Consider the following 12,268-nt stretch of genomic DNA (forward strand, 5'->3'; position numbering starts at 1 on the left):
CTCCTGCTGGGGTTGTCCCAGGCTCTTCATGGTATCGGCTGACCGCCCTTGAAGCCGTTCCCATTTCTTGCCGATGCCCGGTTAATGCCTTATAGGCTTTATATCCGGTTGGTTGTCGCCCGATCATGTCCTTTGCGCTGAAAGTCCGGACAGGCCCCTCCGCCCGGTGGTACTGAGGCAGAGGACCACATCGACAGGGAGGCCTGATGGTCGAGCGCAGCGGATACGTCGACGGTGAGCCCTGCTGGGCCGACCTGGTCGCCCCCGACCTCGCCGCCGCACAGCGGTTCTACTCGGCGCTGTTCGGATGGACGTTCCTGGACACCGGCGCCGACTTCGGGCATTACGTCATGTGCCTCAAGGAAGGCAAGGTCGTGGCGGGGATGAGCCCGCCGATGCCCGGCGCGGAGCAGACGCCCGCCGCCTGGAGCCTGTACCTCATGTCACACGACCTGGAGGACACCGCCCGCCGGGTCGACGCCGGCGGCGGCAAGATCATCGTCGCGCCGATGGACATCCCGGGCAACGGCCGGATGCTCTTCGCCCTCGACCCGTCCGGCGCCGCGTTCGGCGCGTGGGAGCCGGGCCAGCACACCGGCTCGCAGCTGTTCGACGAGGACGGCGCGCTGTGCTGGGCGGAGGTCAACACCCGCGAGCCGGACCCCGTCGACGCCTTCTACCAGGGCCTCTTCGGCTACCGGCAGGCCCGGGTCGAGGCCGACGAGCAGTTCGACTACACGGCGTGGAGCCTCGGCAACGCCGATCCCGTCGCCGGGCGGCTCACGATGACCGACGCGTGGGAGGGCATCCCGCCGCACTGGATGGTCTACTTCGCCGCCGCCGACACCGACCGCGCCGCCGACCTGGTCCGGTCGGCGGGCGGCCAGGTGCAGCACGGGCCGTTCGACTCCCCGCACGGCCGCATCGCGGTCGTCGTGGACCCCAACGGCGCCGTCTTCACGATCATCTCCCGCTGACCGCGCCCGGCCGTGCGGCACCGCCGGGCGCAGGGCGGCCCGCGACGGCCCGCGACGACCCGCGGCGACCCGCGGCGGTCAGAAGCGGTACTTGTCGAACGTCTCCTGGCCGCGCGTGAAGCGGTACGTCGCCCAGTGCAGCCGCTCGACCGTGCCGTCCCCGGCGCGGGTCAGCCGCAGCAGCTCGCCCGCCTCCCGCCCGGACACCGTGCGGAACACGTCCGGCTGGCCGTCGACCGGCGCGAAGACCGCCGGGGGACGGTTCGCGGGCTGGTCCGCCTGCCGCGCCTGCAGGGCGCCGGAGTGCCAGCTGAAGACGTACTCGAAGCCCTCACCCCACCAGCGGCCCAGCAGCGAGCGGTACCGCTGCGGCGGCGGCTCGGCCGGCTGCCACGGCGCGATGTCGGCCGGGTCGCTCTCGACCGCCGCGGCGAGCAGCCGGTGCGTCAGGTCGATGACCTCACCGGCGGTGCCGGACGAGCCGAGCGCCGCCGCCCCGAACGCCGCGGGGGTGCCGGCGCCGCCGACCCGCCCGTAGGCGCCGGCGAGGAACCCCGGCATCGCCCCGTCGTGCCCGACGTGCACGATCCGGTCGCCGCCGGGCTGCGGCTGCAGGATCAGGCCCAGGCCGATCCCCCGCGCCCACAGCACGTCCTCGGTGACGGCCCGCGGCGCCCGCATCTCCTCGACCGTCTCCGCCGCCAGGACGCCGCCGGAAGGGTCGACCGCGCGCGGGTCGGCCAGGAACGCCGCCCACTTCGCCAGGTCCGCGGCGGTGCTCCACAGCTGCGCCGCCGGGCCGACCGCGCCGAAGTCGTCCGGGGGCTCCGGGTGCGCGTAGTCGGACCAGGCGTCGACCTGGTAGCCGACGACCGGCCGGGCCGGCGTGACGACGACGTCGTCCAGGCCGAGCGGGTCGAGGATCCGCTCCCGCAGCACCTCCTCCCAGGTGCCGCCGCGCAGCCGCCCGGCGAGGTGCCCGAGCAGCGCGATCGCGAGGTTGGAGTAGTGGAACCGCCGGCCGGCCGGCAGCACCCGCTCGGCCCGGTCGAGCTGGTCGAGCAGCGTGTCCACGTCAGGCGCCTGCATCGTGTCCCAGACGTCGCCGAACGGCTCACGCTGCAGCCCCGACAGGTGCGACAGCATCCTGCCGACGGTCAGGTCGCCGTGTGCCTTCACCGGCAGGTGCCGGGAGATCGGGTCGTCGAGGTCCAGGAGCCCCTCGTCGCGGCACTGCATGACCAGCACCGCCGTGAACGTCTTGGTGACCGAGCCGATCCGCAGCTGGCTGCGCTCGTCGACGTCCGCGCCGACGGTGAACGTCCACAGCGGCCGGTCCGCCCGGTGGATCGCGACGCTCAGCGCCGGAACGCGGGCCTCGGCCTGGACCTGACGGGCGAGCCGCTCGTACTTCTCGAGCGCGGTCATGCCGCCAGCATCCGGCCGAGCGGGCGGCCGCCGAGCACGTGCCCGTGCACGTGGAAGACCTCCTGGCCGCCGAACCGGCCGGTGTTGAAGATGAGCCGGTACCCGTCGCCGGTCAGCCCCTCCTGCTCCGCCACCGCGGCGCAGGCGGCGAGCACCTTCCCGGCGAGCGCCGGGTCGGCGGCGGTGAGCGCCGCGACGTCGGCGTGATGCGCCCTCGGGATCACCAGCACGTGCGTGGGCGCCTTCGGGTCGATGTCGCGGAACGCCAGGGTGTCGTCGGTCTCGTGGACCACGGTCGCCGGGATCTCGCCCGCGACGATGCGGCAGAACAGGCAGTCATCAGTCACAGTCGCATCGTATGTGTCCTGCGGCTCTTGTACGGTGCTGCCATGGCTGGACGCAAGGTGTTGGTGACAGGGGCATCCCGCGGCATCGGCGAGGCGGTCGCGCACGCGTTCGCCGCGGCGGGCGACACGGTCGCGGTGCACCACCGCGACTCGGCGGACCTCGCCGAGAAGGTCCGGGCGGCGCTGCCCGGCGACGGTCACGTGATCGTCTCCGGCGACCTGACCGACCCCGCCGCCGTCCAGGCCTTCGTCGACGGCGCGGCACTCTCCCTCGGCGGCCTCGACGTGGTCGTCAACAACGCGGCCGTCGCCGTCGAGCACCCGATCCTCACCGATGACTACGCCACCTGGCAGGCCGCCTGGCAGGTGACCCTGGCCGCCAACCTGACCGGCCCCGCCAACGTCTGCTGGTGCGCCGCCCGCCACCTCGGCGAGGGCGGCCGGATCGTCAACGTCTCCTCGCGCGGCGCGTACCGCGGCGAACCCCGCTACCCGGCGTACGGCGCCGCCAAGGCCGGCCTGAACTCGCTGACCCAGTCCCTCGCCCTGGCCCTGGCCCCTCGCGGCATCGCCGTCAACGCGGTCGCCCCGGGCTTCGTCGCCACCGACATGGGCAACGCCGTCATGGCCACCGGCGACGGCGACGCGATCCGCGCGCAGAGCCCGTTCAACCGGGTCGCCCGGCCTGAGGAGGTCGCCGAGGCGGTGCTGTTCCTCGCGGGCTCGGAATGGTCCTCGGGCGCCGTCCTCGACCTGAACGGCGCCTCCTACTTCCGCTGAGCGGTCCTCACCAGCGGCCGAGGCGGACCGACAGGGCGGCCAGGGCGGCGGCGCCCGCCGTCGACGTGCGCAGGACCTCGGGGCCCAGGCGCACCGGGACGGCGTCGGGGAACGCGGCGAGCTCCTCCGGTGCGATGCCGCCCTCGGGGCCGACGACCAGGGTGATGTCGCCGTCGAGAGGGACGGTCGACAGCGGTTCCGACGCCTCCTCGTGCAACAGCAGGACGGTGCCGGTGAGGGAGAGCTGCTTCGTGGTCCGCGCGTCGGTGACCTCGGGCAGCCAGGCGCGGCGGGACTGCTTGACCGCCTCGCGGACCGTGGACCGCCACCGTTCGACCGGCTTGGCGTCCTTCCACCGCGCGATGCTGCGGGCGGCCTGCCACGGGACGATCCGGTCGACGCCGAGCTCCGTCATCAGCTGCACGGCCAGCTCCGCCCGCTCGCCCTTGGCGATCCCCTGCACCACGGTGATCCTCGGGTCGGGCGCGGGGACCTGCTTCAGTTCGCCGAGGTCGAGATCGAGCGCACCCTTGTGCGCCGCCGCGACCACCGCCTGCCGCAGGCCGCCGCGGCCGTCGCAGAGCAGGAGCGCCTCACCGGGCGAGAGCCGCTGCACGTTGGCCGCGTGATGCCCCTCGGGCCCGTCGAGCCGCCAGTGGTCCCCGACAGGAAGATCGGGGACCAGGAAGAGCGGAAGGCTCACGCGTGTCCGTTGAACGCGTCGCGCACCCGGGAGAAGAAGCCGCCCTGCTTGGACAGCTCGGCGACCTCCTCGCCGCGGGTGCGGGCGAAGTCGCGCAGCAGCTTCTCCTGCTCCGGCTCCAGCCGCGTCGGGGTGCGCACGTCGAGGTGGACGTGCAGGTCACCGCGGCCGGTGCCGCGCAGGTGCGGGACGCCCTTGCCGCGGATGCGCAGCGTCTGGTTGGGCTGGGTGCCGGCCTTGACGTCGACCGTCTCCTCGCCGTCGAGGGTCTTGATCGTCAGCCGGGTGCCGAGGGCCGCCGCCGTCATCGGGACGGTGACCCGGCAGTGCAGGTCGTCGTCCTTGCGGGAATACACGTCGTGCGGGCGCTCGTGGATCTCGACGTAGAGGTCCCCGGGCGGGCCGCCGCCGGGGCCGACCTCGCCCTGCTGGGCGAGGCGGATGCGCATGCCGTCCTCGACGCCGGACGGGATCTTCACGGTCAGCGTGCGGCGGGTGCGGACCCGGCCGTCGCCGCCGCACGTCGCGCACGGGTGCGGGATGACGGTGCCGAAGCCCTGGCAGGCCGAGCACGGCCGGGCCGAGACGACCTGGCCGAGGAACGTGCGCTGCACCGACTGGACCTCGCCGCGACCGCCGCAGATCTCGCAGGTGGTCGGGTGGGTGTTGGGCGCGGTGCCGGCGCCGGTGCAGGTGCTGCACACGACGGCGGTGTCGACGGTGATCGGCGCCTCGACACCGAACGCGGTCTCGTGCAGGTCGAGGTCCAGCCGCAGGATCGCGTCGGCGCCCGGCCGGATCCGCGGGCGAGGCCCGCGGCTGGCGGTCGTGCCGAAGAACGCGTCCATGATGTCCTGGAACCCTACGAACGCCCCGCCCTGCGGGCCGGCCCCGCCGCCACCGGGCGCGAGCGGGTCGCCGCCGAGGTCGACCATCTCCCGCTTACGCGGGTCGGACAGCACCTCGTAGGCCGCGTTGATCTCCTTGAACTTCTCCTGTGCCACAGGATCGGGATTGACGTCCGGGTGGAACTCGCGCGCCAGCCGCCGGTAAGCGCGCTTGATCTCGTCGGCCGTGGAGTCCCGTTTGACACCGAGAATTCCGTAGTAGTCCTTCGCCACTGAGTCCTATGCCCCTGACTCGTCCATGAGGTTCAACCTTGTCCCAGCAGATCGCCGACGTAGCGTGCCACGGCACGCACCGTGGCGATGTTTCCGGGGTAGTCCATCCGCGTCGGCCCGAGCACACCCATGCCGCCCACCACGATGGAGCCCGGCCCATAGCCGGTCGCCACGATCGACGCGCTGCGCAGGTCCTCGATCTCGTTCTCGTCGCCGATGCGGACCCGGGTCATGCTCGGCTCGACCTCGCCGAAGAGCTTGAGCAGGATGACCTCCTCCTCGAGCGCCTCGAGGATCGGCCGCAGCGAACCCTGGAAGTCCAGCAGGCCGCCGCGGGCCAGGTTGGCGGTGCCGGCGAGCGCGATCCGCTCCTCGGTGCGCTCGACCAGGGTCTCCAGCAGAACGGTCGACAGGACGGTCATCGGCGGGCGCAGGCTCGGCCCGGACTCCTCGACGAGCGCCTGGACGAGTGGCGGGGTGTCCACGAGGCGCTTGCCGACGAGCTTCTCGTTAATTCTGCGGCGCAGCTCGGTGACGTCGTCGGCGAGGATCGGGCCGGGCAGGTCGACCATCCGCTGCTCGACCCGGCCGGTCTCAGCGATCATGACCACCATCAGCCGGGTGGTGGACAGCGGCACCAGCTCGAAGTGGCGCACGCTGGCCCGCGACAGGCTCGGATACTGCACGACGGCGACCTGCCGGGTCAGCTGCGCGAGCAGCCGCACGGTGCGGTGCACGACGTCGTCGAGGTCCACGGCGCCGATCAGGAACCGCTCGATCGCCCGGCGCTCGGCGGGGCTCAGCGGCTTGACGCGGGACAGCTTGTCGACGAAGAGCCGGTAGCCGGCGTCGGTGGGCACGCGACCGGCGCTCGTGTGCGGCTGCCGGATATAGCCCTCCTCCTCGAGGACGGCCATGTCGTTGCGGACCGTCGCCGGCGAGACCCGCAGGTTGTGCCGCTCGACGAGGGCCTTGCTCCCGACGGGCTCCTGGGTGGCGACGTAGTCCTCGACGATGGCACGCAGGACCTCGAGCTTGCGCTCGTCGAGAGCCATGCGCACCTCCTCGAGAAACTGGCACTCCCACTTTGTGAGTGCCAGTCTACGTCGCCCGCGCCGCCCACGGAATGATCGTCATGTGTGCGAACCGCCGCTATTGGACTGGTCTGCGCCAAGTTTGTCCAAAAGAAGTCATGCCACGTCGCTGGCGATAGTTGATCGGTACCCCTACCGTGGCCCCCATGAGTGAACCACCTCGCCCCGGGGAGTACGGCGTGCCGCAGGACCCCAACAACCCCTATTCGATGCCGGGCGGGGCACAGTATCCGCCGCCGGGCCCGGACTACGGCCAGCAGCCGCCGGTCTCCGGTGGAGGTTACCCGCCGCCGACCAGCGGCGCGGGCTACCAGGACCCGAACGCCTACCAGCAGGGCGGTTACCAGCAGCCCGGTGGCTACCAGCAGCCCGGCGGTTACCAGCAGCCGGGTCAGTACGGATACCAGCAGCCCGGTGGATACCCCGGCGCCGGCCCGGTCGGCTACGCGAACAGCGACGAGAAGACCTGGGCCCTGATCGCGCACTTCGGTGGCATCTTCATCGGCTTCATCGCCCCGCTCATCGCGCTGCTGGCCAAGGGCAACGAGTCGCCCACGGTCAAGGCGCACGCCAACGAGGCGCTGAACTTCCACATCACGTGGGGCATCATCCTGTTCGTGGGCGCCCTGCTGTCGGTGTGCACCTTCGGCCTCACGCTCATCGTGCCGTGGATCGTCATCGTCGTGTTCGCGATCATCGCGGGCATGAAGGCCAACGGCGGCGAGCTGTACCGCTACCCGATGACGTACCGCTTCATCAAGTAAGGCATCCGATCGTTCGAGGGGCGGCCATCGAGCCGCCCCTCGCCATGTCCGGCCCCTCTGAGTTCAGGTCAGGGCAGGTCAGGTCAGGTCGCGGGCCACGGCGTCCGCGAGCAGGCGGCCACGCAGCGTGAGCACGGCCCGGCCCTCGGCGAACGGACCGGCCTCCAGCAGCCCGTCGTCGAGGCAGCGGCGGGCGCCCTCCAGCGCCGGCGGCTCCAGGACGGCCAGGGGCAGGCCCGAGGCGAGCCGGATCCGCAGCAGCACGTCCTCGAAGCGCCGCTCCTCCTCGGTCAGCACCTCCCGCGCGTGCCCCGGCGACGCACCGTCGGCGAGGCGCGCCGCGTACGTGTGCGGGTGCTTCACGTTCCACCACCGCACCCCCCGCACGTGGCTGTGCGCGCCGGGCCCGAGGCCCCACCAGTCGCCGCCGCGCCAGTAGAGCTCGTTGTGCCGGCAGGGCGAGTCGCGGGACCAGTTCGACACCTCGTACCACGTCATCCCGGCCTCCGTCAGGGCCTGCTCGGCGGCGAGGTAGCGGTCGGCGGCCACGTCGTCGTCCGGGTACGGCAGCTCACCGCGGCGCATGCGGGCCGCCAGCCGGGTCCCGTCCTCGACGATCAGGGCGTACGCGCTCACGTGGTCCACGCCCGAGCCGATCACGGTGCGCAGGGACGCCGCGAAGTCCTCGGGGCGCTCGCCGGGCGTGCCGTAGATCAGGTCCAGGTTGACCCGCTCGAACCCGGCCGCGCGCGCCTCCGCGACCGCCGCCGCCGGCCGCCCGGGGGTGTGCCGACGGTCGAGCACCGCCAGGACGCCCGGCGCGACGGACTGCATGCCCAGGGAGATCCGGTTGAACCCGGCCGCGCGCAGCTGCCGCAGCCCCGCCGCGTCGACGGACTCCGGGTTGGCCTCCGTGGTGACCTCGGCGTCGCCGGCGAGGCCCCAGGTGCGGTCGATGCCGTCGAGGATGCGGGCCAGCTCCGCCGGCGGCAGCAGCGTCGGCGTGCCGCCACCGAAGAAGACCGTGTCGACCCGCGGCGGCGCGACCACCTTGGCGGCCAGGGCCAGCTCGTCGAGGACCTGCTCGGCATAGCCGGCGCTCAGGACGCCCTCGTCGGCGGTGTACGTGTTGAAGTCGCAGTACCCGCAGCGGGACGCGCAGAACGGGACGTGGACGTAGACCCCGAACCCCGCCTCCCCCGCCGCGTCGGCGACCCCGTCGGGCAGCGCGCCGTCCCGCGGGATCGGCTCACCTTCTGGCAGTGTTCCGGGCATTTCACTAGTGTGCCCGCATGCCACTCGTACGGTCACAGACGGCGCATGGCGTGGCGACGGTCACGCTCGACAGCCCCGCCAACCGCAACGCGCTGTCGACGGCCCTGATCGAGGAGCTTCTCGCCGCGCTCGCCGCCGCCACCGCGGACGACACCGTGCGGGTCGTCGTGCTCACCCACACCGGGCCGGTCTTCTGCTCGGGCGCGGACCTGAAGGAGACCGCGGCCGCGTTCGGCTCGGGCAAGCCGCCGATCAACCGGCTCGGCGAGGTGCTCACCGCGATCTGGGAGTGCCCGAAGCCCGTCGTCGCGCGGCTCACCGGGCCCGCCCGCGCGGGTGGCCTGGGCCTCATCGCCGCCGCCGACATCGCGGTCTGCTCGCTCGAGGCGACATTCGCGTTCTCCGAGGTGCGCATCGGCGTCATCCCGGCCGTGATCTCCGCCACGGTGCTGCCACGGCTGTCCCCACGCGCCGCCGCGGAGCTGTTCCTGACGGGGGCGACGTTCGACGGCGCCCGGGCCCGCGAGATCGGTCTGGTCACCGCCGCCGTCGCCGCCGACCAGGTCGACGAGGCCGTCTCGGCGTTCGTCGCGTCGCTGGTACGGGGAGCGCCGGGCGCCCTGCGCGGCACGAAGGAGCTGCTCCGGCGACGGAAAGCCGACACGTTCCGTGACGAGCTGGCGGCCATGACGGAACTTTCCGTGTCGTATTTCGGTTCCGCCGAAGGAATCGAGGGAATCATGGCATTTCGGGACAAACGAGACCCGAACTGGATCCCTGACGGCGTCGCCTGAACGGCCGGACCCGTCCCGTCCCGGTGTGTAGCGCGGGGATGTGGTGGCGGGTGGGACGTACGCTGGTCAAGTTCTCAGGTCAGGAGGTGACGATGCGTACACGACACGTGCTGATCGCGATCGTGGTGCTCGGCATCGTCGCGACCGCCGGCATCTACGCGCTGCTGCAGAAGCTCGGCGACCACCTGCCGGCGCTGCTGCCGCCGGGCCGCGCCTGCGTCATCGACGCCGGCAGCGCGCCCGCCGCGTCGTCCGGCTCCTCCTCGACCGTCACCTCCGTGCCGCTGGACTCGGAGCAGGTCGCCAACGCCGCCACCATCACCGCCGTCGGCCTGCGCCGTGGTGTGCCCCGGCGGGCGCTGGTCGTGGCCCTCGCCACCGCGTGGCAGGAGTCGAAGCTGGAGAACCTCGCCGGCGGCGACCGCGACTCGATCGGCCTCTTCCAGCAGCGGCCCAGCCAGGGCTGGGGCAAGCCCGAGCAGATCGCCGACCCGCGCTACGCGGCGAACGCCTTCTACACCGCCCTGCTGAAGGTCAAGGGCTGGGAGAAGATGCGCGTCACCGACGCCGCGCAGGAGGTGCAGCGCAGCGCCCACCCCGAGGCGTACGAGAAGTGGGTCGACGAGTCGGAGATCATGGCCCGCGCCCTGAGCGGCGAGGCCACCGGCGCCGTCTCCTGCACCGTCACCGAGTCCTCCAGCCACGGCGTCGAGGCCGCGCAGACCCTCGCCGCCGGCGTCAAGCTCGACTGGGGCAACGTCAGCACCGCCGACGTCACCGACCTCGTCGGGGTCGCGCTCAAGGTCCGCGAGCAGAAGACCGGCTGGCAGTACGCGCACTGGATGGTCGCCCACGCCCAGGACCACGGCGTCAAGCGGGTCGCGTTCAACGACATGGAGTGGACCGCGAAGAGCGGCAGCTGGGCCCGGATCACGCAGCGTGGCGGCGCCAGCGGCGACCGCGTCGTCGCCGAGGTCTACTGACGCGCAGGTTGCACGCCGTTCGGACGGGATTTCGCACTGTCCGGTGGAGAACTCCCGACTCGGTCCGTTGTACACCTCGCGTTACCATCGGTCGTTCCCTGGTTGACGAAAGTAAGGGGAGGACATGACGTCCGCTGCACCCGACTACGGCGGTCTGACCGGCTATGAGCCGATCAGCGAGGCCGACCGCAAGGAATTCCTGGACCAGGGCTTCCTGCTGGTCCGCAACGTGTTGAAGGAAGACCACCGCGCGCAGCTCGAAGCCGCCATGGACCGGGTCTACGCCGAGGAGCAGGCGGCCGGCTCCAGCAGCATGAAGAAGGACGGCACGCTGCACCTGCTGGGCTTCCTGAACCGTGACGAGCTCTTCGGGCACCTGCTGACCCAGCCGACCCTCTTCCCGTACATGTGGGGCCTGGCCGGCTGGAACATCTACACGCACCACAACCACCTCGACATCACCCCGCCGGCGGCGATGACGGAAGCTCCCTCGTGGGGCTGGCACCAGGACGGGTACCGGCAGAACTCCGACCCCGAGACCATGGACCCGAACCTCCCGCGGCCCATGTTCTCGCTGAAGATCGCCTATGTCATCTCCGACCTCTCGGAGCAGGGCCGCGGCGCCACCAAGGTCATCCCGGGCAGCCACCTCTGGAACTCGCTGCCCCGCCCGGCCGACACCACGGTCGAGAACCCCGACCCCGAGGGCACCGTGGAGATCACGGCCAACCCGGGCGACTGCTTCATCTTCGACCGGCGCCTCTGGCACTCCCGGTCGCCCAACTACTCCGAGATCACCCGCAAGATGCTGTTCATCGGTTACACGTACCGGTGGATCCGCAACCTCGACGACATGCCGATCGACTACGACGGCGAGTGGTGGGCCAACCGCACCCCCGTCCAGCGCCAGCTCCTGGGCGAGGCCACGCACACGGCCAACTACTGGGGCATCAACTGGAACGGCTACATCGACGAGGAGATCCCCCTCCGCAAGGAGCTCAAGACCCGCGGCCTCCTCGACCGCTCCATCCCCTGGCTCCGCTAGCTTTACCCCCCTGCCTGACCGAAGCGGCCGTGCCCCTCAACCCCTGAGGCGCACGGCCGCTCCGCGTCCGCCGGGGTCATGGCGCGCGAAGGCCCCCAGTCCGGGGAGGCTGGGGGCCTGACGCGATGGGGGTGTTACAGGGTGCTGCGGCGCCCGCGACCGGCCACGCCGACCACCAGGGCCACACCGACCGCGGCGACCAGCACCTGGATCAGCAGCTCGCCCCAGTCGACACCGGGGGTGTCGGTGGAGATGCCGATGGCGTTCGCGATGACGGTGCCGAGCAGGGCGGCGACCACGCCGATCACCATGGTCAGCCAGATCGGGATGTTCTGGCGGCCGGGGACGACCAGGCGCCCGAGCGCACCGACGATCAGGCCGACGATCAGTGCCGTGATGATTCCGGTGACAGTCACGGTGTCCTCCTTCAGAGCCTCAACCTGGGGGATTGCAGTTGCGGTTGCGCTCTTATTGCCCGTGACCTCAGGGGACCAAACGCCCCGGCGATCGACGAACCTCGCGTATGGCCGACTCCATCGTGATGAACGCGAGAGGGGGCGGATCAGACAAAGGCACCCAGGCGTACTCGGTGCCTTCGGACGTGTCGAGGGTGATGGTGGCGCCGGGGGCCAGCCGGGCCAGCCAGAAGCAGTCCAGGACGGACAGCTGTTCGTTCTGGTACTCGTAGGTGCCGATCCACATGCCGACGAAGTCGCCGAGACGGACCTCGACGCCGAGCTCTTCGCGGGCCTCGCGGACCGCCGCGTCGCGGGGGTGCTCCCAGCCGTCGCAGAAGCCGCCGGGCAGGTCCCACCAGCCGACCTGCGGCGGGCGGGCGCGGCGGATGACGACGAAGCGGTCGGCGTCGTCGAAGATGATGGCGGTGCCGGTCGGGCGGGGGTTGAGGAAGACCTCGTAGCCGCAGGTGGCGCACTCCACCGGCGGGGCGTCCGTGGA

14 protein-coding genes are annotated in these 12,268 nt (G+C 71.7%); 6 read left to right on the plus strand and 8 right to left on the minus strand.

Annotated elements, in window-relative coordinates; translation table 11 throughout:
* Nucleotides 1-206: 206 nt before the first annotated feature.
* On the plus strand, nt 207-977 hold the full coding sequence (locus ABD332_RS48755) for a VOC family protein (protein ID WP_344511965.1): 771 nt from the start codon (nt 207-209) through the stop codon (nt 975-977).
* Between the two features lie 78 nt (nt 978-1,055).
* Here the strand turns inward: ABD332_RS48755 and ABD332_RS48760 are convergent, their stop codons facing one another.
* Both ABD332_RS48760 and ABD332_RS48765 read right to left on the minus strand, forming a co-directional pair.
* On the minus strand, nt 1,056-2,405 hold the full coding sequence (locus ABD332_RS48760) for a serine hydrolase domain-containing protein (RefSeq protein ID WP_344511967.1): 1,350 nt from the start codon (nt 2,403-2,405) through the stop codon (nt 1,056-1,058).
* Nucleotides 2,402-2,752 (minus strand): histidine triad nucleotide-binding protein, encoded by a 351-nt coding sequence (locus ABD332_RS48765; protein ID WP_344511969.1) that lies wholly within the window; start codon nt 2,750-2,752, stop codon nt 2,402-2,404. The genes ABD332_RS48760 and ABD332_RS48765 overlap by 4 nt, the downstream gene beginning before the upstream one ends.
* A 42-nt stretch (nt 2,753-2,794) precedes the next feature.
* Between ABD332_RS48765 and ABD332_RS48770 the strand changes: the two genes are divergently transcribed.
* A complete protein-coding gene (locus ABD332_RS48770; RefSeq protein WP_344511971.1) occupies nt 2,795-3,532 on the plus strand; it encodes an SDR family NAD(P)-dependent oxidoreductase in 738 nt (245 codons plus the stop codon).
* A 7-nt stretch (nt 3,533-3,539) separates the two neighbouring features.
* Here ABD332_RS48770 and ABD332_RS48775 read toward each other — a convergent pair whose 3' ends face one another.
* The 3 genes from ABD332_RS48775 to hrcA are packed head-to-tail and all read right to left on the minus strand — an operon-like array spanning nt 3,540 to nt 6,411.
* A complete protein-coding gene (locus ABD332_RS48775) occupies nt 3,540-4,235 on the minus strand; it encodes a 16S rRNA (uracil(1498)-N(3))-methyltransferase (RefSeq protein ID WP_344511973.1) in 696 nt (231 codons plus the stop codon).
* On the minus strand, nt 4,232-5,356 hold the full coding sequence (gene dnaJ, locus ABD332_RS48780) for a molecular chaperone DnaJ (protein WP_344511975.1): 1,125 nt from the start codon (nt 5,354-5,356) through the stop codon (nt 4,232-4,234). Before dnaJ ends, ABD332_RS48775 begins: the two co-directional genes overlap by 4 nt.
* Before the next feature lie 32 nt (nt 5,357-5,388).
* The gene (gene hrcA, locus ABD332_RS48785) at nt 5,389-6,411 is read right to left on the minus strand and encodes a heat-inducible transcriptional repressor HrcA (protein ID WP_344511977.1); all 1,023 of its coding nucleotides are present in this window, start codon (nt 6,409-6,411) and stop codon (nt 5,389-5,391) included.
* A 185-nt stretch (nt 6,412-6,596) separates the two neighbouring features.
* Between hrcA and ABD332_RS48790 the strand changes: the two genes are divergently transcribed.
* Entirely contained in the window at nt 6,597-7,214 is a 618-nt protein-coding gene (locus ABD332_RS48790) for a DUF4870 domain-containing protein (RefSeq protein ID WP_344511979.1), read from the plus strand.
* Nucleotides 7,215-7,292: 78 nt separating this feature from the next.
* Here ABD332_RS48790 and hemW read toward each other — a convergent pair whose 3' ends face one another.
* Entirely contained in the window at nt 7,293-8,489 is a 1,197-nt protein-coding gene (gene hemW, locus ABD332_RS48795; protein ID WP_344511981.1) for a radical SAM family heme chaperone HemW, read from the minus strand.
* A 17-nt stretch (nt 8,490-8,506) separates the two neighbouring features.
* Here hemW and ABD332_RS48800 point away from each other — a divergent pair, with 17 nt between their 5' ends.
* From ABD332_RS48800 to ABD332_RS48810, 3 genes are all read left to right on the plus strand, one after another.
* Nucleotides 8,507-9,283, plus strand: a complete 777-nt coding sequence (locus ABD332_RS48800; protein WP_344511983.1) for an enoyl-CoA hydratase-related protein — start codon at nt 8,507-8,509, stop codon at nt 9,281-9,283.
* Between the two features lie 92 nt (nt 9,284-9,375).
* Nucleotides 9,376-10,266, plus strand: coding sequence for a hypothetical protein (locus tag ABD332_RS48805; protein WP_425552409.1), 891 nt, complete (start codon nt 9,376-9,378; stop codon nt 10,264-10,266).
* A 124-nt stretch (nt 10,267-10,390) separates the two neighbouring features.
* Nucleotides 10,391-11,311: a phytanoyl-CoA dioxygenase family protein gene (locus tag ABD332_RS48810; RefSeq protein WP_344511987.1), complete on the plus strand. Its 921-nt coding sequence runs from the start codon at nt 10,391-10,393 to the stop codon at nt 11,309-11,311.
* Between the two features lie 134 nt (nt 11,312-11,445).
* Here the strand turns inward: ABD332_RS48810 and ABD332_RS48815 are convergent, their stop codons facing one another.
* Both ABD332_RS48815 and ABD332_RS48820 read right to left on the minus strand, forming a co-directional pair.
* Complete coding sequence (locus ABD332_RS48815; RefSeq protein ID WP_344511989.1) at nt 11,446-11,727, minus strand: GlsB/YeaQ/YmgE family stress response membrane protein; 282 nt, start codon at nt 11,725-11,727, stop codon at nt 11,446-11,448.
* A gap of 67 nt (nt 11,728-11,794) precedes the next feature.
* Entirely contained in the window at nt 11,795-12,250 is a 456-nt protein-coding gene (locus ABD332_RS48820; protein WP_344511991.1) for an NUDIX hydrolase, read from the minus strand.
* Between the last annotated feature and the right edge of the window lie 18 nt (nt 12,251-12,268).

Source organism: Dactylosporangium maewongense (assembly GCF_039531485.1).
GTDB lineage: Bacteria > Actinomycetota > Actinomycetes > Mycobacteriales > Micromonosporaceae > Dactylosporangium > Dactylosporangium maewongense.